Here is a 25,123-nt window from a genome sequence, read left to right as displayed (position 1 = left end):
ACCCATGGTTGAAGTGAAGGACGCCCGTAAAGCGTATGGCGCGGTGGAAGTCCTGAAGGGAATCGATCTTTCCGTTTCGCGTGGCCAGATCGTCGCGATCATCGGGCCGAGCGGGTCGGGAAAAAGCACGCTGCTTCGCTCGATCAACCATCTGGAGACCCTGAATCAGGGCGAGGTGTGGCTCGACGGCCTGCAGGTGAATCAACCGCTAACGGGCCGCGCGTTCGAAAAGCATATCAACGCGGTGCGGCAGCAGATGGGCATGGTGTTTCAGCACTTCAATCTGTTTCCGCATTTGACCGTGCTGGAAAATATCATTCTGGGTCCAGTCAAGCTCAAGGGCATGAACAAGGACGCCGCTCGTGAGCTTGCGCTGAAATTGCTCTCGAAGGTAGGGCTCGCCAATAAAATCGATGCCTACCCTTCGCAATTGTCTGGAGGGCAAAAGCAGCGTGTCGCCATTACGCGATCATTGGCGATGCAACCCAAAGTCATGCTGTTCGACGAAGCGACTTCGGCGCTGGACCCGGAGCTGGTTGACGAGGTGAATGCGGTTATGAAGCAACTGGCCGCTGAGAATATGACCATGCTGATCGTCACGCATGAAATGCGCTTTGCCGGCGAGGTTGCCGACAAGATCATGTTTATGGATCGTGGGGTGGTGGTTGAGGAAGGGCCGCCGGATCAATTGCTTTGCGATCCTCGGCAGGACCGGACACGTGCGTTTTTGAAGAACCATCTTGCGGTATCGGCGAGGCGATGAGGTGCGCCTCGCCGATCGGAGGGTGCCAGAGTAAGGGCGACTGATTTCGGACCGTACCTTCGAAAAACCCGCTTAACCGTGAGCCTGTGTCAGGCGCTCCCGCACGATGGCGAATGCCCGCTCGGCTGCCGGAATAAGCGTCCGCCCTTTGAGGCGAACGATCCCAAGCGTAAGCTCCATGTCGAGCAATGGCATGACATGGAGCGTGACAACACGCCCTGCGCGCTGACTGGCGAGCATCGCAAAGTCTGTCGATGGCAGCACTGCATCGGTTGACGTGACAACGTCCTGCACGGCGGGCATATCGCCCACGACCATGGCGAAGTGATCGACAAACGGCTCGGCGAGCCCGTACAACTCCAAGAAGCGGCGCGCGAGCGACTCCTCCAGATAGCCAGTCGCAATCAGCGGGAATCTCTTTAAATCGTCTATCGTGACCTTTGGCAGCGTTGCCAGTGGATGCGCCGTGCGTGCGTACCAGCCAAAGCTGCAGCGATAAATCGGCTCGATGACCGTATCGGGATGACAAGCGGCGACCCTGATGTCACCGACGAAGAAATCGAGCTGCTCTTCCAGCAAGAGCTGCATTAACCGGTCCGACGATTCAACGACAGAACGCTGCTTCAGCTGCGGCGAAGCCCCTAGCAGTTCGAGCATCATCGGCTTGAGCAAGACGCTTGCTAGCGACGCACCCATTCCGTACGACAACGTGCCTGCGTCACCCGAACGCATCAATTCGAGAGCCCGTATGCCTTCCTGCTCTTCGAAAACAATGCGCCGCGCCCGTTCCGCAAACGCCCAGGCATAGACGGTGGGCTTGAGCCGTCGCTCACTGCGATCAAAAAGGGGCACCCCAAGTGATTCCTCCAACGCGCGCACGCTTCGTGACAGCGCGGGCTGACTGAGGAAAACACTGGTTGCCGCAGCGCTCAGCGAGCCCTCCTGTAAAAGGGCCAGAAAATGGCGAAGTTGGCGACTGTTCATACTTGAGCCTTCACTTGCAGTACTTGCATGATAACTCAATTAATTATGCAATTTACATCATTAAATCAGCCACCTAGACTGCTTCTAACCTCCCTGGAGTCTTGCGGCAGAAATGAATTACTCGAATTCCCTTAAACCCGTCGTTGCCATCGTGGCCGATCGCTTCGAGCGCCAAAAGCACGCGGCGCATGGCGTACTCGAAGGCTACGTGCATGCCCTTGCCCGGGTTGCGAACGTATTTCCCATCGTCGTCCCGGCGCACGCGGAAGGCGTGGATGCTGAAACGCTGATCAACTCGATCGATGGCTTTCTCCTCACTGGCAGTCCTTCCAACATCGCGGCAGAGCGCTATGGCGCGCCGCCGTTGCCCGCGTCCGTCCATGTCGACTTCGCCCGCGACGACGTTGCCCTTTCGCTGCTGCCAAAGGTTCTCGAAGCGGGCGTGCCCTTCCTTGGCATCTGTCGCGGTTTTCAGGAACTCAACGTCGCTTTCGGCGGGACGCTCGAGCGGGCGGTTCATGATCAGCCCGGCCGTCTCGATCATCGGGAAGGCGACCACGACCGACCGGTGGAGCACTGGTACGAGGATCGTCACGAGATCGCGATCGTCCCTGGAGGGCGCCTCGAGCAATTGGCCGGCCGCGCCACTGCCATGGTCAACTCTCTGCACCATCAAGGTGTGGACAGGCTGGGTGCGGGGCTGCGCGTCGAAGCGAGGGCGCCAGATGACCTGGTCGAAGCGATATCGGTCGAGTCGGCCGCGCAATTTACGCTGGGCGTTCAATGGCACCCAGAAATGCGCGTCGACGACAGTCCGCTAGCGCGCGCGATCTTTACCTCGTTTGGCGACGCCTGCCGAATCCGGCAAGCGCAACGCCTGCGATCCCCCATCCCTGCCTGAATCGTTCCGACCCATCGTGGCACAACAAAACATCAGCAAGCTGTTTAGCAGCAGCTACGCCGAGGCTCGTGAAAAGTTCCTCGGCGCAGCATCCCGACGCGGCCTGAGCGTCGACTCATACGAATTGCCGTTACGCGGCGCAGACGGGGAAAGGCTGGCAACCGACGTGGTGCTGGATGGGCCGAGCGACGCGTCCAACCTTCTGATCGTGATCAGCGGATGCCATGGCGTGGAAGGCTACTGCGGCTCTGCGATCCAAACAGGTCTCCTTGAGCTCGATCCTGGCGCGAAGGCTCCGTTCGATGCGCGGAGCGCGGCAGTTCTGCACGTGCACGCCGTCAATCCGTACGGCTTTTCGCACACGCGCCGGGCGACCCAGGAAAACGTCGATTTGAATCGAAATTTTGTGGACTTCTCAACGACTCTCCCGGACAACGCCGGCTACGCGGAAATTCACGACTTGCTACTGCCGCGTGACTGGCCACCACAAAACGCAAACGAGATCTTGCTGAATGCATATCGCGAGCGCGTCGGCGTGCGTGGCTTCCAGCGTGCTGTAGCGCTCGGCCAGTACGCGTTCGAAGATGGCCTGCACTTCGGCGGCGTGGCGCCCACCTGGAGCAACTCGACGTTCCGCAGCATCCTGCGCAAATATGCCGTGGGGAGCCGGCATATCGGCTCGATCGATATCCACACCGGACTTGGCCCCTATGGCGTGGGGGAACGCATTTTCGCGGCGCCGGACAATCCCGTCACGCTGGCCCGCTCGCGACAGTGGTGGGGGGACAACATGACTTCGGTAGCCACCGGAACGTCGGTGAGCATTCCGCTCAGTGGCCCCATTCAGGCAGCGCTCTCAGAGGAGTGCCCAGATGCGGCGCAGACGAACGTATGTCTCGAATTCGGCACCTACGCCATGGACGAAGTCGTGCACGCGATGCGCGCGGAACATTGGCTGCATCGCTATGGTTGCACCGACAACGCAAAGCGCAACACGATCAAGGCAGCACTCAAACGAGCGTTCTACCCGGAGCACGACGATTGGAAACTTGCGGTCTGGGTGCAAGGGCGTGAGGTTTATCTGCAGGCACTCAACGGTCTGCAAAGGGGCTTGCTGCCAGAGCTCGGCAATCATGAGCCGCTCGCGCGCGGTGCCGTCGAGCAAAACAACATAGGAGACCTGAGATGACTACCCCAAGTACGCTTGAAGCCCGCTTGAGCGACGGCGAGGCGGTGTGCCACAAACCGCCAACGCTCAGTCGCTCGGCCGTGGCAGGGGCGGTAGCCGGCAATGCGCTCGAGTTCTTCGACTTCGTCATCTACGCATTTTTTGCGGTTTATATCGGTAAGGCCTTCTTTCCGGCTGAAGGAGAATTCGGCAGCCTGCTGGCTTCGCTGGCGACGTTCGGCGTCGGCTTTCTGATGCGCCCGCTCGGTGCGGTCGTGATCGGCAGATATGCGGACCGCGCGGGGCGCAAGCCGGCAATGATTCTTACCGTTGTCCTGATTACCGTGGGCACCCTGGGTCTTGCCGCGACGCCGGGCTATTCGACAATCGGTGTGGCGGCGCCCGTAATCGTGGTGATGTGCCGCCTGGTGCAGGGCTTTGCACTCGGTGGCGAAGTCGGCCCTTCGACGGCACTCCTTATCGAAGCCGCACCTTCCAATCGGCGTGGATTCTACGCGAGCTGGCAGCTTGCCAGCCAGGGCATGGCTGTCACGGCGGGTGGCGTGATCGGCGTAACGGTCTCGCTGCTGCTCAGCACGGCGCAACTCGCTAGCTGGGGATGGCGGATTCCCTTCATGTTCAGCCTCCTGCTGGTCCCTGTTGCGATGTACATTCGCCGGAACATTCCGGAAACGCTCGAGCAGGATTCGAAGCGATCAACCGTCCAGCGTGACGCAAGCCGTGGTTCCGGCACGCTGCGCTACATCGTCCTCGGGGCCCTGATTCTGCTCGCCGGTGCGGTGTCTTCGCAGGTCGGCAATTACATGACGACCTATGCCATCCAGGTGCTGAAGTTACCCGCCACGCTCGCGCAGATGAGCGTACTGGTTGGCGGAGCGCTGACGTTTGTTTTCGGTCTGATTGGCGGCGTTGTTTGCGATGCCGTGGGCCGAAAGTTCGCCATGATTGCGCCGCGAGTCGCGCTGGCCATTGTGATCGTACCGATGTTCTGGTGGCTCAATGCCGCACCGGGAGCGATGAGCCTTCTGGCCGGGACCGCCGTGCTGGCATCGCTTACGGCGGCCAGCGCCACCGCGGGCCTGGTTGCCATTCCGGAGCTCCTGCCGGCGCATTATCGGAGTACAGGCATCGCGATTACCTATGGCGTGGGCACAGCCTTCTTTGGCGGAACCACGCAGCTTGTGGTGACCTGGATCATCTCAGTGACCCATAGCACGCTGGCTCCCGCTTACTACGTGGTGGCAACCAGCATCGTCAGCCTCCTCGCGACATTCCTGCTGCCCGAGACCCGCAATCGCCGCATCGGCAATTGATGTACAGGCCGCAAGGCGGCCTTCCCTTTTTATCCCTTTTGCGCAGAAGTAATCAGGCGAGCGTGAGGCCGGCCTGCGGCGTCGCGCTTTTTCAAGAATCATTGAAATTCGATAATACAAATGAAGAGACACCACATCGCTGCAATGCTGATGCTCCAGTCAATTTGCGCCAGCACGTTCGCTCAATCTTCAGTAACGATCTACGGTAGCGTCGACAACGGCATTAGCTATATCAACAACGTCGGCGGCAAGTCGGTCGTCAAAATGCAGGATGGCATCAACAAGGCAAATGCGCTTGGCTTCACAGGAACCGAGGATCTTGGTGGCGGTTTGCACTCGGTCTTCAAACTGGAGAACGGATTCTCCCTGAACAGCGGCGCAATGGGACAAGGTCTGATCTTCGGCAAGCAGGCGTACGTCGGCCTTGGGAAAGCCGGCATCGGTGATGTCTATCTCGGTCGCCAGTACGACTACACGCTGCAACTCGAACGGTACATGGTTCCGTATCTGAACACCGGGATCATGCTCTTCCAGAATGCCGATCTTGATCGTGCATCGGGCGAGCGGCTCAACAACGCCGTGCAGTTCAACAGCGCGAGCTTCGGTGGACTGAGTTTCGGCGCGATGTATGCGTTCGGGCAGAACGCAGGCGCCTCGTCGACCAATGTCGGTCGCGCATACAGTGCAAATCTTCAGTATACGTACGGCCCATTCATGGCCGGGCTGGTGGTCACGGACATCAACAAGGTGCAAATACAGGCTGGAGCGACGGGCGCGCCCGAGTTGCTCGGCCGGAGCCTGACGCCGACGACCGTGCTGCTGGTGGACAACCAGCGCATCCTCGGAGCGGCAGGCATGTATACGTTCGGCAACTGGCGCGCTTCCGCGATCTACACGAACACGAGGCTTGAGCTGAATGGTCAGTCGGCGACCGACCAGGTCGTGCATCTTGGCGGCGATTATTTTCCGCTGCCGGACGTCGATCTTTCTGCGCATGTCGCCTACGACAAGCTTGAAAGTTCCCACTGGTATTCGCTCAACCTGGCTGCTGCCTACCTGCTCTCGAAGAGAACCAGTGTCTATCTCGAACTCGCGGGCCAGAAGGCTGGCGGAGCGAATGGTACGGTGGCTTCGATTGCGGCAATGGGGCCGTCATCGACAGACAAGCAATTCGTTTCCCGTGTCGGCCTTCGTTACTTCTTCTGATCGCGTGAAGTGTCTGTTCGAGAGAGCCCGACGGTCCTCGCCCCTCTCCAGCGGCGGCCCCAACCGTTGGGGCTGAAATTTGCTTAGCGACGGCCGCTAACTCACGTGATAGGGGCGTTCAGGTTTGACTCAACGAATGGCGCATCAAGCACGCAGACGAAGCGTCCTTCGTTCAGCGCCTGTTTCAATGAACTCAAGACAGTTCGATACCGTGTAAATGAGAGGGACGTCGTTGCCGCAGCCTCTTGGTGATAGTGCAGAGCAACGACTGCGATAGTAGCCAGCCGCACGCGGACGGCATAGAAGAGGGACAATTGCGCGAGCGCCCGGCGGAGGTCAACGCTCAAACCGCGCTATGCGCGGCGATGTTGCGATATTGCCCTTTGAAATACAGCAATGGTTGCGTAGCAGCAGCGTCTTGCAGGTTTAACGCTTTCACTTCACCAATCACGATCAGGTGATCACCTGCGGCGTGCTCGGCGTAAATTTCGCAATCAAGCCAGTGAAGGCTGCCGGCAATGATCGGATTACCCAGCGGCGATTCCTGCCATTCGACTCCGTGCCACTTGTCCGTGCCTCGCCGAGCGAACTGGTCGGAAATTGTGACTTGATCATCTGACAGGATATTGACCACGAATCGACCTGCCTGGCGAATTTTTGGGTAGCTGGCCGAACTGGACATTACGCTGAATGACACCAGTGGCGGGCTCATCGACACGCTATAGAACGACTGGCAAGTGAAGCCAATCGGCTCGTCATCAACGTGTGATGTAATCACCGTGATACCGGAGGCGTAGTGCCCGAGCGCTTCGCGAAAGCTCAATGGCTCGATAGCAATACTAGAAAGTGACATAATAGGGACTAAATACGGGGTGCAGCTCAAGATGGTTAAGTCTTTGCTTTATCTGGATACTCGGGCAACCTGGGCGGCGTAGTTCAATCAACCGATTCAGGGAGTCCTTTTAAGAATCTCCCTAAAATCCACACCGTCTCAATCTTCCCGAGCATCGCTTCCGACGTTAGCTCAAAACTAGTTCGAGAGTTCTTTTCGAACGATTTCTGCGCCTGCACTCAAAGCTTCCAGCTTGCCTTTCGCTATTGCACGAGACAAGGGGGCCATGCCGCAGTTGGTGCAAGGATATAGCTTATCGGCATCGACAAACTGGAGTGCTTTTCGCAGAGTATTGGCGACTTCCTCGGGCGTTTCAATGGTATCGCTAGCCACGTCAATGGCCCCCACCATCACTTTCTTGCCGCGAATAAGCTCGATGAGATCCATCGGAACGTGAGAGTTGTGGCATTCCAGCGAGACCATGCCGATACTGGACTTTTGCAGCTTGGGGAAAGCCTCTTCATACTGCCGCCACTCCGACCCCAGCGTCTTCTTCCAGTCGGTATTGGCCTTGATGCCGTAGCCATAGCAAATATGGACAGCCGTTTCGCACTTAAGCCCTTCGATGGCCCTTTCCAGCGTGGCAACGCCCCACTCATTCACCTCATCAAAGAAGACATTGAATGCGGGTTCATCAAACTGAATAATATCGACCCCGGCAGCTTCCAGCTCCCTGGCTTCCTGATTCAGGATTTTGGCGAATTCCCAGGCCAGTTTTTCGCGGCTTTTATAGTGATCGTCATAGAGCGTATCGATCATCGTCATCGGACCGGGCAGCGCCCATTTGATCGGTTGCTTCGTTTGCTGACGCAAGAACTTGGCATCTTCAACAAAAACCGGTTTTTGGCGGGCAACAGCATCAACGACAGTCGGTACGCTCGCATCATAGCGATCACGAATTCTAACGGTCTTACGGTTTTCGAAATCGACGCCGCTGAGGTGTTCAATGAACGTAGTCACAAAATGCTGACGCGTTTGTTCGCCGTCACTGACGATATCAATGCCTGCGTGCTGTTGTTCTTGTAATGACAAACGCAAAGCATCTTGTTTGCCCTCAACTAATTGCTCACCTTGCAATTCCCAAGGTGACCAGAGTGTCTCGGGTTGTGCGAGCCACGAGGGTTTAGGCAAGCTACCGGCAGTTGAAGTGGGTAACAATTTCTTCACAATAGATGACCTTGTGTTTCTGATTAATCAAGGAGCGTAGCTAGCGGACCACTGCTCAAGAACGGCCTGGTATGGTTTGATAAATTGCTCTTCAACAAACTTTCCCTGCTCAATAGCCAGTCGGCTACGTTCTTCTCGATCATAAACAATTCGAGTTAACGAAAAATCCTGGTGCTTCAAACTCGGTTGATAGGACTCCCCTGCCGCAGAATTCGCATTGTAAATCTCCGGCCGGTAAATTTTCTGGAATGTATCCATCGTGCTGATGGTGCCGACAAGCTCAAGATTGCTGTAATCACCAAGCAAATCGCCGGAAAAATAAAAAGCCAAAGGCGCAACGCTATTCGGAGGCATGAAATAGCGAACCTTCAACCCCATTTTCTGAAAATATTCATCAGTTAAAGAATACTCGTCTTGCAGGTATTCAACGCCCAATACAGGATGCTTATTTGCAGTCCGATGATAGATCTTGCTACTGGAAACACTTAGACAGATAACCGGCTGCTTTTGGAAATTAGCTTTGTACGTGTCCGAGTTCACGAACGACTTATACAGCTTCCCATGCAGAGATCCAAAGTCATCTGGCGTGGTGAATTCGGGCTGATTCTTATTGTGTTCCAGTAGGAGAACACTAAAGTCATAATCCCGCACGTAGGAGGAGAAATTATTCCCTACGATGCCCTCAATACGTTCGCCAGTTTTTCGATCGACAATATTCGTTTTCAATATTTCAATCAAAGGGAGGACGTTGTCGCAGTTTTTCCCACCCATATTCATCTCAACGGAGATGATTTCAAGATTGACAGTATAACGATCGCCTTTAGGGTTATCCCAATGGGCCAGAGCATTGAACCGATTGTCAATCATCCTGAAGGTGTTGCGTAAATTCTCCTGGCGGCTCGTTCCTCTAGCCAGGTTAGCAAAGTTGGTTGTGATACGCGTATTGTCTGAAGGACAATATTCTTCGTCGAAACAAATTCTCTTAATAGCAAATGTAAAATCTTTACTCATCGCGATCTGGCAACCTAATTTCTGATGTAGAAGCTGTATTTACTTCTTGCATTTTCAGAATTTTACGCAAAGCCACTCATGAATAAAAATGAATTGATTTCATGCACCCATTAGTCATTTTCATGGCGCGGGAGCTGACTGCCTCAGCGCTCAGCCAGGCAGAAAGCAAGCCTGGCGGCTAAGTCATGGAGTGAGCTTGGCGAATGCCTTGCGGGGCATGCGGGGCATGGATCGCCCCGACTCACGTTCGGAGATCATTGGCGTTTAGGCTGCGCTATTACCTCACCGAGCGCGTCTACTATCACCATACCAAGGTGGCTGCAGGCGCGATGATCTCGAAAGCCGTTGAGATCGCCGTAGCACACGGCGCGCTGGTAGAGAGCGACCTGCTTGAACTCAACGACTGGACGCTTCTGGAGCGGCTAGGACGTAGTGAGCGGCATTGCCAGTGCTTCCACACTCGCCCGGCGGACTAGCGGGCGAAACCTGCTGAAATTGGACCTTCCCTCAGAGAAAGCTCAGCAGCGGGAGCGATCATAGAGCTTATCTTCGATGAAGAAAAATGGCATTATCTCGTCCGTTCATTAGATTTCTTCATTCTTTTCTCGCTTATCCATTTCCATGCTCGAGCGCGTTCATCTCGTCATCGTTCGTGAAGTGGCCCGTCAGGGCTCACTCACCGCAGCCGCTGAGTCGCTTTTCCTCACGCAATCCGCATTGAGCCACACGGTCAAAAAGATCGAACAGCAACTCGGCACCCCGATCTGGCACCGGGAGGGACGCAGCCTGCGCCCTACGCAAGCCGGTCAGTATTTGCTCTCACTCGCCGAGCGGCTTCTGCCCCAGTTCGAACTCGCCGAAGAGCGCATGAAGCAGTACGCGGCGGGCGAGCGCGGCACGCTGCGCATCGGCATGGAATGCGCGCCGTGCTATCAGTGGCTGCTCAAGGTCGTTTCACCGTATCTCGCCCGATTTCCCGATGTGGACGTGGATGTGAAGCAGCGCTTCCAGTTTGGCGGAATCGGCGCGCTGATCGGCTACGACATCGACGTGCTGGTGACGCCCGATCCGCTCAACCGCCCCGGCCTGCGTTTCGAACCGGTGTTCGACTACGAGCAGGTGCTGGTGGTCGCGGAAAATCATCCGCTGGCTGGCGAGCGCTATGTGAAACCGGAACAACTAGTCGACGAAACGCTCATTACCTATCCCGTGGAAACCGACCGACTCGACATCTACAACCAGTTTCTGCGCCCCGCCGGCATCATTCCGCGGCGGCACAAAACGATCGAGACGACCGACATCATGCTGCAGATGGTCGCCAGTCATCGTGGCGTGGCGGCACTGCCCAAATGGCTCGCGGAAGAATACGCGGACCGCATGCCACTCGCCATCGTCAAGCTTGGGAAACAGGGCATTGCCAAGCAGATTTTCCTGGGCACGCGCGAAGACGATGCCGTGGTCGATTACCTGAATTTATTCGTCGAGTTCGCGCGCGAGTCGAACTGGCAAACGCCGCGCGTACGGCGCTGACTATTGTCGTTTAGCGGGCCACCCGTGATGCTGTGACGGCACGGAGACTACGGCGTGCCCGAAATAGCAGCGTTGCCACAATGGTCATGTTGAGAAGATTCCAGCCGATTCCATTGAGAAATGCGGCCTGATAGCTTCCGGTGAGGTCAAACACCTTACCCGACATCCATCCCCCCAGCGCCATCCCCAATAGCGTGCTCATCATTACGGCGCCGACTCTTGCGCCCGCTTCGGATGCAGGAAAATATTCGCGAACGACTATCGCGTACGAGGGGACGATGCCGCCCTGGAACAATCCGAAAAGCGCGGATATGACGTAAAGCGACACCAGCCCGTCGAAGGGGAGGAAGAGCAGCAACGCCACACACTGAAGCGCCGTTCCGAGCAGAAGGGTCCGCAGACCACCAATTCGGTCGCAAATCAGTCCGGAGACAAGCCGGCTTACGATACCGAACCCCAGCATGACAGATAGCATCTGAGCGCCACGAGCGACGCCATATCCGAGGTCGCCGCAATAGGCGACGATATGCACCTGTGGCATGGCCATCGCCACACAGCATGCGACACCCGCCACGCATAGCATTCCTTGCACCATCCCGGGACTCAGTCCGAAGGGCCGATCGGAAACCAGCTTTGGCCTATGCGCCTGATGGGGAACCTCGACCGCCGTGGCAGGCGGTTTGCCTCGCATCAAGAGTGCAAGAGCGAACATCGTGACGCCACAGAAAACGCCTAATTCCATGTATGTGTGGCGCCACCCATGGCGCTCTACCAGCACCTCGACGATGGGAGGCCAGATTGCGCCAGAAAGATAGTTACCGCTGGCGCAAACGGCGACTGCGATACCCCGCCGGCGAGCAAACCACAACATTGTGTCTGCGATAAGCGGTCCAAAAGTTGTCGCGCTCCCCATCGCCCCAACGAGCAACGCCTGTATTACTGTGAAGCTGAGAATGCCCGTCGAGAACCCGCTAGCCGTAAAGCCCAGTCCGAGAGATATCGCGCCTACGAGCAGCGGCCACCTCACACCGAAACGGTCGGCCATCCTTCCCATTATGACGCCACCGAGTCCGAAGCCAAGCATCAGAAAGGTGTATGGAAGCGACGCCTGAGCACGGGGTACCCCGAACTCCGCCTGCACCGCTGGGAGCAGAACGGAGACGACATACATGCTGCTGCTCCCCATCGTCATGATGAGGAGCGCCACTACCAGCCGGAATATGGCGTAGCGCGAATCCGGCAGATGGGTGGAATGCGACATCTCGTCTCCAGGACACGCTCAATCGAGTTGAGCTAATTGCTGAAGCTTTCGAATATAGGGCAAAACCCAATATCGTGGGCCATCGCAGACGCGCGTTCCTTTAAAGCGCCGTGTCGATACCCAACGCGTCGACAGCCTTGCGCTGATAGCCATTCGTCGCGAGCAACAAGCTGCGCGAATAGTCGTTATCGACCTGCTGCGCTCTGATTTTCTCCACATCGAGTTCTTCGACGATCTCGCCATTGCGCATGATCGCAACACGCGAGCACAGAAAGCTCACGACAGCGAGATTGTGGGTGACAAGAATCATCGTCAGATTGCGCTCGCGATGCAGGCGCTTGAGCAAGTTCAGTATCTCAGCTTGCACGGAGACATCGAGCGCCGACGTAGGCTCGTCGAGCAGCAACACACGCGGCTCGACGATCAGCGCGCGCGCAATCGCCACGCGTTGCCGCTGCCCACCCGATAGCTGATGCGGATAGCGAAATCGAAACGACGCATTGAGCCCGACTTCACGTAGCGCATTGACGATACGTTCTTCATGTTGGCCGATGCCGTTGATACGCAACGGTTCGCGCAATGTCTGATCGACAGTGAAGCGTGGATGCAGCGATCCGTATGGGTCTTGAAACACCATTTGCACCGCGCGCTTTTGCGCGACGCCGCCCTGCTGCGCGATGCGCACCGTGCCTTGCGCGATAGGCGTCAATCCGCTCAAGGCACGAAGAATGGTCGACTTGCCGGAACCCGACTCGCCAACAAGCCCGAATACTTCGCCTTGCGCGACATGAAAGCTCGCATCGCGGACGGCATCGATCGCGCCCGCGGCCGTCTTGAAGCGCACCGTCAACGCATCGACGTCGATCATGCGCACGCTCCTTGTGTGTCGTTGAGCCATGCAGGATCGCGCGACAGAACCGGCAATTCGGCAGGTGGATTGGCAAGCGGCGGATTCGCCGCAAGCAATCCGCGCGTATAAGGATGTTGCGCATGCACGAGATCGCGCGCCGCGCAGGTTTCGACGACACGCCCCGCATACATCACCACCACCCGATCGCAGAACGACATCACGAGCTGCAAGTCATGGCTGATAAAAATGAGGCCGGTATCGTGTTTGGCGATCATCTCGTCGAGTACGGCGAGCACCTGCATCGATACGAGCACGTCGAGCGCACTGGTCGGCTCATCGGCGATCAGCAGGCGGGGTCCCGTCGATACCATCATCGCGATCATCACGCGCTGTCCCATGCCGCCGGAAAGCTCATGCGGATAAGAATCCGCGACGCGCGCAGGGTTGCGGATATGCACCGCTTCGAGGGCCGCGATGATCTTCTCACGCATCGCACGCCGGTTGAGCTTCGGATCATGCAGGGCGAACGCCTCGCGCATTTGCTGCGCGACAGTCATCACCGGGTTCAGCGAGAACTTCGGATCTTGCAGGATCATGCCCATTTGCTGGCCGCATAGACGGCGGCGCCTGTCGGCGCGCATGGTCAGCAGATCGTTTCCGTCGAAGCGCAACGTTTTCGCGGTGCAATGCGCGGCAGGCGGCAGAAGTCCGAGCAGCGCGCGGCCCGTCAGCGACTTGCCCGAACCCGATTCACCGACGATGCCGAGCCGCTCGCCTTTACTTAGCGTGAGCGAAAGACCGCGCACGGCTTCATTCAGCGTGCCGTCGTGCGTGCGAAAGGCGATGCGCAGATCGTCGATCTCACAGAGCGGCGAGCGCGTTTCGTTCGTGCCCATGTCAATCACCACGTCAGTTACCACGTCAGTCTCCATGGCGGGGATCGAACACGTCGCGCAAGCCGTCGCCGAGCAGATTGAATGCGAGGCTCACGAGCAGAATCGCGAAGCCCGGTATTGTCGCCACCCACCACGCGTCGAGCAGCACGTTGCGGCCCGACGCGACCATGAAGCCCCATTCGGGACTGGGCGGTTGTGCGCCGAGCCCCAGAAAACCCAGGCCCGCGACAGTCAGAATGATGCCCGCCATATCAAGCGTCGCGCGAACGATCACCGACGACGAACACAGCGGCACGATATAGCGCAGCAGAATGCGCAGGTTCGACGCGCCTTGCAGCCGCGCGACGTGTATGAAATCGGCTTGCACGAGCCTCAACGTTTCGGCGCGTGAAAGACGCGCATACGCGGGCCACGCGGTGATCGAAATAGCGATCACCGCATTGAACACACCCGGCCCCAGTGCCGCGGCGAATGCGAGCGCGAGCACGATCTTCGGGAACGCTAGCGCGATGTCCGTCACGCGCATCAGCACATTATCGACCCAGCCTCCGAAGAAGCCCGCCGTGGTGCCGATCATCAAGCCGATCGGCACGACGACCACGACCACCAGAATCGCAATCGACAGCGTCAGGCGCGAGCCGTAAATGATGCGCGAAAGAATATCGCGTCCGAGCTGATCGGTGCCAAGCCAATGAGCGGCCGAACCGGGCGGCAGCAGACGGTCGGACAACACCTGCCGGAGCGGATCATGCGGCGCGATCCAGGGACCGATGACGGCGACGATCACGAGCAGGGCGAGGATCGACAGACCGAACACCGATAACGGATTACCCGAGAAACGCCGCCAGCGACGATACGCAAGACCGAGCGCCGCCTGCCTGCGCGAAGCTGGCGTATCGGTCAGCAGCCAGGCTCTCCACGTTGGGCGAGGCATGTTCATCGGCAAGTCCTGCGTGGAAGTTTCAACCGGTGGACGCACGTGACAAATCTCCGGTGCATCAGCGGGCGCGCGGATCGAACACGCGATAGAGCGCATCCGTCAGCAGGTTCAACGCGATGAACGTCATGCCGATCACGAGCGTGCTGCCGAGCACGGCATTCATATCGGCGTTGAGCAGCGCGCCAGTTAGATACGAACCGATGCCCGGCCACGCGAATACGATTTCGGTGAGCACCGAGCCTTCGAGCAAAAAACTATACGACAAGGCGATCACCGTCAGCAGCGGCACCGCGATATTGCCGAATGCATGCACCCACACGACTCGCCGCTCGGACAAGCCTTTTGCGCGTGCCGTCGTGATGTACTCCTGGTTCAACTGTTCGAGCATGAACGAGCGCGTCATCCGGCTCAGATAGGCAACGGAGTAGTAGCCCAATATCGCAGCGGGCAATGCGATATGCGACAGTGCATTGAAAAACACCTCCCATTCCCCCGCGATCAGCGAATCGATCAACAGGCTGCCCGTGTGCGTATCGACCATGCCATCGAACACGGGGTCGATTCTCCCTGGTCCCGACACCCAATGCAGCTTCGCATAGAACAACAGCAGCCCCATCAGACCGAGCCAGAACACGGGCACTGAACTGCCGATCAGGCCGATGAAACGCGCGACGTGATCGATCCAGCGGTTGTGCCGTGTCGCGGCAATCACGCCGAGCGGCACACCGACCAGTACGCCGATGATCGTCGACAGTGTCGCGAGTTCCAATGTGGCCGGGAAGACGCGCTTGATGTCGTCGAGCACCGGATTCGCCGTCAGCAGCGATACGCCCAGATCGCCGTGCAGCACCGCGCGCACGTAGATGAAAAACTGCTCGGCAAGGGGCTTGTCGAGTCCAAGCTGAATGCGCGCGGCCGCATAAGCGCTCGCCGACGCGCGATCGCCAAGTATGGCGAGCACGGGATCGATCGGCACCTTGCGGCCGATCACGAAGGTCACGGCCAGCAAGCCCGTGAACGTGATGGCGAGCGTGAGCGCCCAGCGCAGCACGCGCAACGTCCAGCGCACGGTCGCGCTGCGCGCGGACGCAGCGCGTATCTGGTCAATGGGCGTGATCGTTGTCGACATGTCTCGCGCGCTTACTGCTTCTTCACATGCACATACGACACGAGATCGTTGATTGGACCGACTTCGAGGCCCGACACGCCCGGACGCATCGCCACTTGCGACACCTGCTGGAACATGATGACGAACGGCGACTTTGCGAGCATTTCCTTCTGCATCGCCTGGTAGAGTTGCGCGCGCTTTGTCGTCGACGATTCGGCGAGCGCCGCATTGGTCTGTTTCGTCAGATCGGGAATGTCCCACGAATTACGCCATGCGAGCATCTTGTACGCAGACTTGTCGGAGTTGTCCGGATTCCATGCGTAGCCCTGCGCATTGCTGTGCGGGTCGATGTAATCCGCCGACCATTCGCCGATATAGATATCGTGCTGACGCGCACGATATTTCGCGAGGGTCTGCTTGTTGTCGCCCGGAATGATCTCGACCTTGATGCCGCCTTGCGCGAGATTCGCTTGTATGGCTTGCGCAATTTCGTTGTACGGGTAAGCGCTGCGCACATCCATCGTCACGTTGAAGCCATTGGGCAAGCCCGCTTTGGCGAGCAGCGCCTTGGCCTTGGCAACGTCCTGGTGATACGGATTGGTATTCAACGCGCCGAGGAAACCTTCGGGCAAGAACGTTTGATGAATCTTGAACGTGCTCTTCGTCACGTTCTTCTGAATGCCGTCATAGTCGATCAGCCATTTCATGGCTTCCTGCACTTCCGGCTTCGCAAGATTCGGGTTCTTCACGTTCAGGCCGAGATAGAGCAACGTCGCTTGCGGCACCGACATCACCTGCACCTTGTTGGCCTTGGTCAACGCAGCGAGGTCGTCGGGGCTCAGATTGCGCGCGACGTCCGCGTCGCCGTTTTCGAGCAGCAGGCGCTGGCTCGCGGCTTCCGGCACATGACGCATCACGATGCGTTTCATCGCGAGCGGCAGCCGGTAGCCGTCGTACTTCTGCAGGATGATGCTCTCGTTCGCCGTCCATTTGACGAGCTTATACGCGCCAGAGCCCGCTTCGTTCGTGCGCAGCCATTCGTTGCCGAAATCGTTGTTCTTCTGATGCGACATCAGGAGCTGCTTGTCGACCACCGACGCGGGCCACGCACCCAGCACGTTCAGCACGAACGTGGGCGCGTATTTCTGGTCGGTCGTAATGCTGACGGTCGAGTCGTCGATCTTCTTGACGTTTTGCAGCGCGTTGGCTTTGGTCAGGCCAATGCCTTGCAATACGGCCGCCGCGCCTTTATCGAGCAGTACGCAGCGCTGGATCGACCACGCGACATCATCTGCTGTCAGCGGATGGCCCGAGTGGAACTTGAGACCCGGGCGAATCTTGAACGTGAACGTGAGTCCATCGGGGCTGACCGTCCACGATTGCGCGACATCGCCATTGAATTTCGCCGGGTCTTTCAGATCGACGCGCACCAGTCGGTCATAGGTATTCGCGACATACTCTTCCGGCACGAGCTCATAGACTTCGCCCGGATCGAGCGTCGAGAATTCGTCGAGCGTGGTGGCGATCACCAGCATGTCTTTCGGCGTCGCCGCAAATGCAGTACGTGTTGTCGTCATCGTAAGCGTCAGTGCGGACACGACCGCGACTGCCGCCAGCGCATTGCGCAAAACCAGATTCATACTCGCTCCGTATCGAGAGGGAAACGCGATGGGAAACCGGCAAACGGACAGCAAAGAACCAGAACGCGATTACATCAATTTCAGGGGGCCGCTTTCGCTATTGTCAATAACGGGCAGTGAGCGCGAACCCGGAATTTCGTAATGCCACCACTCACTGGGAATATGCGTGAATCCTGCCGCATGCATGATGCCGAGCAGCAGCAGGCGATTGCGCTGCACATGCTGTGGCAATCCGCGATGGAAGTGCTCGGACTCCTTGATCATTGCATCGAAGCCCGTGCCCATGTCGAGCGCTTCACCGTTGCTGTCGATCAGGGTGAGATCGAGCGCCGTACCCCGGCTATGGTTCGAGCCTCGGCCGAGTTCCGCGACATACGTGGGATCGGGCAGAAAATCCCACAGTACTTTTTGTGCTTGCGGCGGACGGTAGGCATCGAAAATGCGCAGCTTCATGCCGACGCTTTCAGCAAGTTCGACGGCTTTGCGCAATCTGGCTTCAGCGGGTGCGAGCAGCAAGGCGTGCGCTTGCTTGTAGATCGCCTTGCCGGTGAAATTTCGATCGGTCGCATACACGAGGTCGAGTTCGACGCCGTGCGTTTCCGGTGTGATGTGAATGAGGTGCGAGGTATCGGTCATGATTGTCAAAGGTCGAACTGATCGAGTTCGCGTTGCAATCCGCGGTTGCGCGCGACGCGTTTGTCGATAGTCGAGCCGAGCCGAGCCATTCGACAACCGACGTAATCAGCAGGTTGAACGGGCAAGTGAGCGGCGCAGTTCTGTCGCCAGGTTCTGTCGCCGGGTTTTGTCTCGTTAACGCGCTGCGCTTGAGTTCGTATTCTTACATGTATCACGAACGAGATGGGCGTGTGGATTTCAGCATGCGGCAGACTACCGGTCAGCAAACGGTGTCAGCGCACGTTCTCATCCAGCACAAGCAGATTGTCGTGCGAAAAGCCAAGCGCAACGGGCTGCCCGCGTTCGGGCAGGATCCGGGTCGGATCGTTGAAGACATCGAGGGTAACGATTGCGCTGCTGACCCGCGCGCGAATACGCACCACGGAACCGAGGAAGCTGATCTCTTCAACCGTCGCCGCCAGCGAGTTGCGCTCGTTCGATGGCGGCTCCAGCAGAATGGCCTCGGGACGCAACGCCAGCACACGCTCCTTGCCGGCATCGTCCGATGGGAGCGGCCGCGATGTCACCAGTTCCTGCCCGTCAACGGCAATACGCCCCGTAGCAGGATCGATCACACGCCCGGCCAGGATATTGAGCGTTCCCACGAACGTCGCGACAAAGCGGGTACGCGGAAAATTGTATATATCGAGCGGCGCCCCCACTTGCTCGACACGCCCGTCGTTCATTACGACAATGCGGTCCGACATCGACAACGCTTCTTCCTGATCGTGCGTGACGAAGATCGACGTGATGCCAAGTTCACGCTGCAGTGCCCGTATATCTTCGCGCAGCGAGACGCGAATTTTTGCGTCGAGCGCAGAAAGCGGTTCGTCCAGAAGCAGCACTTGAGGCTTACTCGCGAGCGCACGGGCCAAGGCCACACGCTGTTGCTGCCCACCGGACAATTGCCACGGATAACGCTCGGCGAGATGCGGCAGCTTGATTAGCTCCAGCATCTCTGCAACACGCCCGCTCATCTCTTTCGCGGAACGCTTTGCGACCTTCAACGCGAAGCCGATGTTCTGCGCCACCGTCATGTTCGGAAACAGCGCATAGGACTGGAACACCATGCCGACGGCGCGATCGCGCGTGCGCACCCGCGTGACGTCACGACCATTCAGGCGGATCGCGCCGCGCGTGGGCGTTTCGAATCCGGCGATCATGCGCAGCACGGTCGTCTTACCGCAGCCCGACGGGCCGAGAAAGGTGATGAATTCACCTTGCGCGATGTTCATGTCGAACTGATGCACCGCAACATTTGCCCCAAACGCCTTGTGGAGATTGTCGATCTCGAGAAATGCCATGGGTCGCGGCCTCGCCGGCTCAAGTTTTATGGCCGGCCAGCGCGCGCGCCGAGCCGAACACCTGGATCAATCCCATCGATGCCCACGTGACAATGAAGGCGATGATCGCCAGCGCCGAGGGCTCGTAAGCGCGGTTCGCGCCGATCAGTTGCAAATACGGTCCGAACGCCGGGCGATCCAGCAGGCTCGCGATCGTGAATTCGCCGATCACTACGGCGAACGTCAGGAACGCGCCCGATAAGATCCCCGAGCGCACGTTCGGGAAAATCACGCGGAAAAGGATCGTCGTCCAGCCCGCGCCGAGACACTCGGCGGCCTCGGTCAGCGAGCGTACATCGACGGCGCGCATACCCGCATCGACGGCGCGGTACATATAAGGCAGCGATAGCGTGACGTAACCGAATACGAGTAGCAGATCGGTCGCGCGTTCGTTACCCGTGAACGGCAAAATCGAACTGCTGTTATAGATGCGCAGGTAGCCGAAGACGATCACGATGGCCGGTATCACGAGCGGCAGCAAGGTGATGAACTCCACGACCGGCCGAAGCTTCGGCAAACGCAGTTGCACCCAATACGCCGTCGGCACGACAAGCAGCACGCCGATCACGATAGTGAGCAACCCCATCAACACCGAATAGCCGAACGAAGCCTGAAAATGGGGGTCGCCCAGGACAACGCGGTACGCATCGAAGCTGTATGCGCCGCGACGCATCCGCAGACTGAACTCGAAGGTCGCGGCGAGCGGAATCAAAAAATACAGTGTGCCGATGGCCACAGTGATCCAGGCGCCCGCGCGCGATTGAGATTTCATCGGCGTCCCCTTTCGGCTCGTGCGCGCAACCAGATATAGCCGCCGTTCGACAGGCCCGTGACAACGATCATGCCGAGCGCGAGGGCGTAACCGAGATTCTGGTTATGCAGCACGTCGCCGCGAATCTGCGCAAACAGCAGGATCGGAACGATGTTGAGGGAACTGCCGGTCAACGCGTAAGCCGTGGCGACCGCGCCGAACGCGTTGGCGAACAGCAGCAGGGCCGCACCCAGAAAGCTCGGCCAGAGGACCGGAAAACCGACGTAGCGCCAGTATTGGCCCGCCGTGCCGCCGAGGCAGTCGCACGCTTCGCGCCACTCGCGTTTCAGGCCATCGAGCGCCGGCGTGATGATGAGCACCATCAACGGAATCTGGAAATACAGGTACGTAATGGTCAGTCCGAGGAAGCTCAGAATGCTGAACCCGGTGGAATAGAGATTGAAGCCGAGATATTTCCGTGCGAGCACAGTCACGAGACCCACGCGCCCCAACGTACTGATGAACGCGAAGGCGAGCGGCACCCCCGCGAAGTTGGACGCAACGCCAGAAAAGGTCATGAGCGTAGGGCGGATCCACGCGGGTAACCGACCGTGCACCGCGGCCCACGCGAGCAGCGCGCCGATGATGGCCCCGCCGGTCGCGGATGCGACGCTCACCTTCACGCTGATCCAGTAGGCCTCGAGTACGGCCGGTTGAAACAGCTCGCGAATATTCACCAGCGTGAAGTGCCCCTGCGCATCCTGAAACGCGCCGATCATCAGAAAAACGGTGGGCAACAAAAGAAACAGCAGCGCAAACACGAAAAACGGCGCGACGCCGGCATAGGTCAGCCAACTTGCACCGCTGCTGTCGCGCACGGGACCGGATTTCGGCGCGGGCCCGGCAGGCGTCAGCAAGTCCGGGCCCGAGGCGTCTGGCTGCGGAGATGCGCTCATCCCGGCGGTCTCGCGCGTGCCTACTTCACGTTCGCGCCAACGACCTGATCCCAGCCTTTGGTCACGACATCCTTCGTGGCGTTCTGCTGATCGAGCGTCGGAAAGACCGCGTTATGGTAGGCCGATGCAGGCGGCAGCTTCGCGAGCAGCGCAGCCGGCACCTTCTTCTGCGCGACGAGTTCGTTGTAGCGCATCGGATGACAATAACCGGCAAGCCAACCGAGCTGCCCTTCGTCGGAGTAGAGGAATTCCATCCACAGTTTCGCGGCATTCGGATGAGGCGCATAGGCACTGATCGCCTGCACATAGACGCCCGCCACCACGCCGGTCTTCGGCACAATGACTTGTACCTTCGGATTGCCTTTGAGCGTGTCCCGATCGGCAAGCGCGTTGTAGTCCCAACGCACGACAATCGGCGTCGTGCCCTGCGCCAGCGACGCGGCCTTGCCGATCACCGGCACGAAGTTGCCGCTCTTGTTCAGATCGGCGAAGAACTTGAGGCCCATCTGGTCGGCCTTCGTTGCATCGCCTTTGCTTTGCGAAAGACCCGCGGCATAAACGGCCTGAATGGCCTGATTCGCCGAGCGCGGGTCACCGGCTAGCGAGACCGCATTGCGGTAGTCCGATTTGAGCAGATCGCCCCAATCGGCTGGTACCTTGTCGATCATGTCCGCGTTGACTTCGAACGCGAGCACGCCGTAGTAGTCGCCGTACCAGTAGCCTTGCGCATCCTTGGAAGCCGCCGGGATCGAGTCCCACGTCGATACCTTGTAAGGCTGCAACAGGCCTTCTTTTTTCGCGGACGGTCCGAACGACAGGCCGACATCGATCACGTCGGGCGCTTGTGGTCCCTTGTTGCCTTTGTTCGCCTTGATCGCTTCGATCTCGTCCCCCGAGCCTGCGTCAGGGTTGAGTTCGTTGACGTGGATCCCGTACTTCTTCTGGAAGGCGGCGATCAGCGCGCCGTACCCGCACCAGTCATGCGGCAGGGCGATCGTGGTCAACTGCCCTTCCTGTTTGGCGGCGGCCACGAGCGCGTCCGGCGGCGCAGCCGATGCAGGGTTAATGCCGCCCGCAGCCAATCCAGCCGTTGCGGAGATCGAAAGGACTCGGCCTGCCCAGATACGCTTCATCGTCATCGGTGTTCCCGAAAGGAAGGTAGTGCGTTGATGAGGTCCGCCGGTTGCTGATGCAGGCTAGATTTAAATCCAGAATTTTGCAAGCTGCCCAGGCAATAAAACACACGCTTTAATTATTGCATTCGGCCTAATGTTTTTTAACGTCCGTTTCCGTTTTCGGCCAGTGAGTCGATGCGCAAACGCCGAAAGGGTTTGACCAGCAAGGAAGAGTCGGAGTAGAAAAAGCTCAGACCCGCATCGCCAGGTCCGCAGCGTTCGCTTACTCATGAAACGAGTTTCGGTTTGCGTGGAATACGCACACTCTCTATCGGAGGTACGACGGCCATGATCACTTACTACAAGCTGGGCGGCAGCAAGCGGCTCTGCGATATTGTCTTCGCCGGCAGCCACGACGCGGGCATCACGAGCGGCGACGCCAACGTCCAGACCCAGGACCGCGATATCTTCGAGCAGGCCAAGGCTGGCGTGCGCCTGTTCGACCTGCGGATTGCGGCAACCAAGAATTCGACGCTGTCCGCCGCGCCGGTGATACTGAAGGCCTTCCATGCCGACCCGCTGCTGATGCAGCAGAAGGATAAGAAGAACAAGACCGTCTTCGACCTGGGCGGCAGGAAGGCCGACGTCACCACCACCAAGCTGCCGGTGGACGGCGCGTTCGGCATGCGGCTCGTGGAGATGCTGGAACAGGCGAAGGATTTCGTCAAATACAACAGCAGCGAATTCCTGCTCCTGAAGTTCGACAAGTGCACGAACTGGACCATCATCGCGGAGATCTGCGTGCGGGAACTCGGCAACGCGCTCTTCACGGGCACGGGCAGCCTCAACGAGAAGACGCTCGACCAGCTAAAGAAGCATGTCGTCGTGCTCTTCACCTCGAAAGGCATCAGAGAAGTCGCCAGCAAGGGCTACCTTTCGTCGACCGGGATCTGGGGTTGCGAGCGCCTCGAAAACGGCATCGGCTACAGCAGCACCTACGACGGCCTGCAATACGTCGGCAAGGGCGGCACGAACGCGCTCAACGGCGACAGCGACATGGGCAAGATCGCGTCCAACATCGAAAAGCAGAGTGGGCTGATGCTGACCGGCGCGCGCAACGCCGCCCCCGAAGTGATGGGGATGATGTACTGGACGACCACCGGCCTGAAGCGGAGCATTCGCGAGCGTGACTCGACCATGTGGGGGCCGGACAACCGTCCGACCGGGCTCACCGATCTCTGGATGGCCGGCTTCGGCGAGGCGATCGAATCGCGGCTGCCAACCTACGTCTCGTCGACCGACTACGCGAACGGTATCGCGCTAAAGGTCTTCATGCCCAACATCGTCATGATCGATTTCGCCGATATCGACAAGGGCAAGTTCATCTTCGAATTGAACACGAAGGCGAGCACGGAGCTCACTCAGACCGCACGCAAGATCGAGCAGGCGCGCAAGCTGGCGCAGGGCCAGGGCGGCGCCCGGCGCCAGCAGCGGCCCGGTCTGTTCTGAAATATGGCAGGACCGGTGAGCTGGTGATGATAAAAGACATCCCGCGATCCCCCGAGCAGACGCCGCCGCCCGAAGGCGACTGTGCTATGCCGACGGCGCCTCTGCTCAAACTGCTTCGCCCTGGCTCAGGCGCCCTACGCCAATACCGGCCAATCAAGCCTGCCGATAATAAAGATTCTGCGGGTGCCGCGCTTCCGCGAAGAAGAACCACCGCTCGGCCACGAGCCCCGCATACTGAATCACCACGGCGGCGCACAGCAGCGTCAATGAAGCCCCCACCGGCCGCACGTTCGCACCAAATGCCACGAGCACGAACGGCACGGCGAACGCAGCCACCAGAAACGTCCACTTGATCCGCTTGAGCGTGGCCGGCGTCTTGCCGTGGAAGAACTCGCGCAGGTTGAACGCACCCGCCGTGAAGCCGCGCGACTTCTGCTCGACGCGCGCGCTGCGGATGCCGGTCGCGCTCTGCACTGTCGATTTGGGCCGCAGCCGCGCATTGCGCACGAGCGAGGCAACGCGCGAGGCGCAGCCGCACAGCGTCAGCACACAAGCCAGTACCGCGAGCGGACCGACCAATGCGGGCGCGAGCCACGCGGCGCTCGCCGTCGCCAGCGTGAAGCCCGATGCGCAGCCGAGCAGCGCGAAGTTGACGAGCGTGAGCGGCGTCGCCCATTCCTGGAGGAAGCGCAGGCACGCGTAGATCATGCCCGTGCAGACGAACAGCAGCCCGCTCGCCACCACGGCAACGGCGCCTATCGCGAGCGTATACGGCAAGCCAAATACATGCGCCATGCCATAGGCGAACGTGCAGGCGAGGAACAGCGGCAGACACAAACATTCGCGCGAGAGCCACGACGTGCGCCACATCGCGATGGCGCGCCACGCGCGCTCGGGATGCCCGAGGTGGAAGAACGACGCCAACAGCCCCGCCGCGCCAAGCACGCACGACAGCGCCGCGCCCACCACATAGAAGAGTTGCGGCACGGCCGCGCCATCGCCGAGGCCAAGCTGCCCCGCCGCCTCCACGCCCACGAGCGCAATCACGAGCCCCTGCGCCGCGCCGATCAAGGTGGTGAGAAACACCACGGAAAATGCCGGATTCATATTGGTTCCTTTCTGG

24 protein-coding genes and 1 pseudogene are annotated in these 25,123 nt (G+C 58.9%); 8 read left to right on the top strand and 17 right to left on the bottom strand.

The window, feature by feature from the left end; genetic code table 11:
- The first annotated feature begins 4 nt into the window (after window positions 1-4).
- Window positions 5-763 (top strand): amino acid ABC transporter ATP-binding protein, encoded by a 759-nt coding sequence (locus HV773_RS31010; RefSeq protein ID WP_160113514.1) that lies wholly within the window; start codon window positions 5-7, stop codon window positions 761-763.
- Between the two features lie 72 nt (window positions 764-835).
- On the opposite strand, the gene HV773_RS31005 is transcribed toward HV773_RS31010, so the two are convergent.
- Complete coding sequence (locus HV773_RS31005) at window positions 836-1,747, bottom strand: LysR family transcriptional regulator (protein ID WP_129563946.1); 912 nt, start codon at window positions 1,745-1,747, stop codon at window positions 836-838.
- Between the two features lie 112 nt (window positions 1,748-1,859).
- On the opposite strand from HV773_RS31005, the gene HV773_RS31000 reads away from it, so the two are divergent.
- The 4 genes from HV773_RS31000 to HV773_RS30985 all read left to right on the top strand — a co-directional run bounded on the left by HV773_RS31000 (window position 1,860) and on the right by HV773_RS30985 (window position 6,356).
- A complete protein-coding gene (locus HV773_RS31000) occupies window positions 1,860-2,648 on the top strand; it encodes a gamma-glutamyl-gamma-aminobutyrate hydrolase family protein (RefSeq protein WP_129563945.1) in 789 nt (262 codons plus the stop codon).
- Between the two features lie 16 nt (window positions 2,649-2,664).
- Window positions 2,665-3,837, top strand: coding sequence for a M14 family metallopeptidase (locus tag HV773_RS30995; RefSeq protein ID WP_129563944.1), 1,173 nt, complete (start codon window positions 2,665-2,667; stop codon window positions 3,835-3,837).
- On the top strand, window positions 3,834-5,150 hold the full coding sequence (locus HV773_RS30990) for an MFS transporter (protein ID WP_129563943.1): 1,317 nt from the start codon (window positions 3,834-3,836) through the stop codon (window positions 5,148-5,150). The genes HV773_RS30995 and HV773_RS30990 overlap by 4 nt, the downstream gene beginning before the upstream one ends.
- Before the next feature lie 120 nt (window positions 5,151-5,270).
- Window positions 5,271-6,356, top strand: a complete 1,086-nt coding sequence (locus HV773_RS30985) for a porin (RefSeq protein WP_129563942.1) — start codon at window positions 5,271-5,273, stop codon at window positions 6,354-6,356.
- Window positions 6,357-6,699: 343 nt separating this feature from the next.
- On the opposite strand, the gene HV773_RS30980 is transcribed toward HV773_RS30985, so the two are convergent.
- From HV773_RS30980 to HV773_RS30970, 3 genes are all read right to left on the bottom strand, one after another.
- A complete protein-coding gene (locus HV773_RS30980) occupies window positions 6,700-7,179 on the bottom strand; it encodes a flavin reductase family protein (RefSeq protein WP_246282531.1) in 480 nt (159 codons plus the stop codon).
- Between the two features lie 207 nt (window positions 7,180-7,386).
- Window positions 7,387-8,415, bottom strand: a complete 1,029-nt coding sequence (locus HV773_RS30975; protein ID WP_174220095.1) for a methionine synthase — start codon at window positions 8,413-8,415, stop codon at window positions 7,387-7,389.
- Between the two features lie 27 nt (window positions 8,416-8,442).
- Window positions 8,443-9,426, bottom strand: coding sequence for a DUF1852 domain-containing protein (locus tag HV773_RS30970; protein ID WP_129563940.1), 984 nt, complete (start codon window positions 9,424-9,426; stop codon window positions 8,443-8,445).
- 257 nt (window positions 9,427-9,683) lie between these two features.
- On the opposite strand from HV773_RS30970, the gene HV773_RS30965 reads away from it, so the two are divergent.
- Both HV773_RS30965 and HV773_RS30960 read left to right on the top strand, forming a co-directional pair.
- On the top strand, window positions 9,684-9,902 hold the full coding sequence (locus HV773_RS30965; protein WP_175197822.1) for a hypothetical protein: 219 nt from the start codon (window positions 9,684-9,686) through the stop codon (window positions 9,900-9,902).
- Between the two features lie 145 nt (window positions 9,903-10,047).
- Window positions 10,048-10,956, top strand: coding sequence for a LysR family transcriptional regulator (locus HV773_RS30960; protein WP_129563939.1), 909 nt, complete (start codon window positions 10,048-10,050; stop codon window positions 10,954-10,956).
- Between the two features lie 10 nt (window positions 10,957-10,966).
- Here the strand turns inward: HV773_RS30960 and HV773_RS30955 are convergent, their stop codons facing one another.
- The 12 genes and pseudogenes from HV773_RS30955 to HV773_RS30900 form a co-directional block, all read right to left on the bottom strand.
- A complete protein-coding gene (locus tag HV773_RS30955; RefSeq protein WP_129563938.1) occupies window positions 10,967-12,217 on the bottom strand; it encodes an MFS transporter in 1,251 nt (416 codons plus the stop codon).
- Window positions 12,218-12,317: 100 nt separating this feature from the next.
- On the bottom strand, window positions 12,318-13,085 hold the full coding sequence (locus HV773_RS30950; protein ID WP_129563937.1) for an ABC transporter ATP-binding protein: 768 nt from the start codon (window positions 13,083-13,085) through the stop codon (window positions 12,318-12,320).
- Window positions 13,082-13,963: an ABC transporter ATP-binding protein gene (locus HV773_RS30945; protein WP_129564459.1), complete on the bottom strand. Its 882-nt coding sequence runs from the start codon at window positions 13,961-13,963 to the stop codon at window positions 13,082-13,084. Before HV773_RS30945 ends, HV773_RS30950 begins: the two co-directional genes overlap by 4 nt.
- Window positions 13,964-13,988: 25 nt before the next feature.
- Window positions 13,989-14,903 carry a nickel transporter permease gene (gene nikC / locus HV773_RS30940; RefSeq protein WP_129563936.1) on the bottom strand — a complete coding sequence of 305 codons (915 nt, stop codon included), beginning with the start codon at window positions 14,901-14,903 and terminating at the stop codon, window positions 13,989-13,991.
- 58 nt (window positions 14,904-14,961) lie between these two features.
- Window positions 14,962-16,032: an ABC transporter permease gene (locus HV773_RS30935; protein ID WP_129563935.1), complete on the bottom strand. Its 1,071-nt coding sequence runs from the start codon at window positions 16,030-16,032 to the stop codon at window positions 14,962-14,964.
- Between the two features lie 11 nt (window positions 16,033-16,043).
- Window positions 16,044-17,651, bottom strand: a complete 1,608-nt coding sequence (locus HV773_RS30930; protein WP_129563934.1) for an ABC transporter substrate-binding protein — start codon at window positions 17,649-17,651, stop codon at window positions 16,044-16,046.
- Between the two features lie 69 nt (window positions 17,652-17,720).
- Window positions 17,721-18,287, bottom strand: a complete 567-nt coding sequence (gene ddpX / locus HV773_RS30925; protein ID WP_129564458.1) for a D-alanyl-D-alanine dipeptidase — start codon at window positions 18,285-18,287, stop codon at window positions 17,721-17,723.
- A gap of 5 nt (window positions 18,288-18,292) precedes the next feature.
- Window positions 18,293-18,432 (bottom strand): annotated as a pseudogene (locus HV773_RS30920) (MurR/RpiR family transcriptional regulator); the annotation flags it as partial.
- A 127-nt stretch (window positions 18,433-18,559) separates the two neighbouring features.
- A complete protein-coding gene (locus HV773_RS30915; RefSeq protein WP_129563933.1) occupies window positions 18,560-19,630 on the bottom strand; it encodes an ABC transporter ATP-binding protein in 1,071 nt (356 codons plus the stop codon).
- A 19-nt stretch (window positions 19,631-19,649) separates the two neighbouring features.
- On the bottom strand, window positions 19,650-20,441 hold the full coding sequence (locus tag HV773_RS30910) for an ABC transporter permease (protein WP_129563932.1): 792 nt from the start codon (window positions 20,439-20,441) through the stop codon (window positions 19,650-19,652).
- Window positions 20,438-21,376, bottom strand: coding sequence for an ABC transporter permease (locus tag HV773_RS30905; RefSeq protein ID WP_129563931.1), 939 nt, complete (start codon window positions 21,374-21,376; stop codon window positions 20,438-20,440). The genes HV773_RS30910 and HV773_RS30905 overlap by 4 nt, the downstream gene beginning before the upstream one ends.
- Window positions 21,377-21,396: 20 nt before the next feature.
- Window positions 21,397-22,515 (bottom strand): ABC transporter substrate-binding protein, encoded by a 1,119-nt coding sequence (locus HV773_RS30900; protein WP_129563930.1) that lies wholly within the window; start codon window positions 22,513-22,515, stop codon window positions 21,397-21,399.
- A 324-nt stretch (window positions 22,516-22,839) separates the two neighbouring features.
- Between HV773_RS30900 and HV773_RS30895 the strand changes: the two genes are divergently transcribed.
- Window positions 22,840-24,000, top strand: a complete 1,161-nt coding sequence (locus HV773_RS30895; RefSeq protein ID WP_129563929.1) for a PI-PLC domain-containing protein — start codon at window positions 22,840-22,842, stop codon at window positions 23,998-24,000.
- Between the two features lie 153 nt (window positions 24,001-24,153).
- Here the strand turns inward: HV773_RS30895 and HV773_RS30890 are convergent, their stop codons facing one another.
- Entirely contained in the window at window positions 24,154-25,107 is a 954-nt protein-coding gene (locus tag HV773_RS30890; protein WP_129563928.1) for a dimethyl sulfoxide reductase anchor subunit family protein, read from the bottom strand.
- Window positions 25,108-25,123 lie beyond the last annotated feature (16 nt).

Source organism: Paraburkholderia caffeinitolerans, from assembly GCF_902859945.1.
Taxonomy (GTDB): Bacteria; Pseudomonadota; Gammaproteobacteria; order Burkholderiales; family Burkholderiaceae; genus Paraburkholderia; species Paraburkholderia caffeinitolerans.
This window is presented reverse-complemented; position numbering and strand designations above follow the sequence as displayed.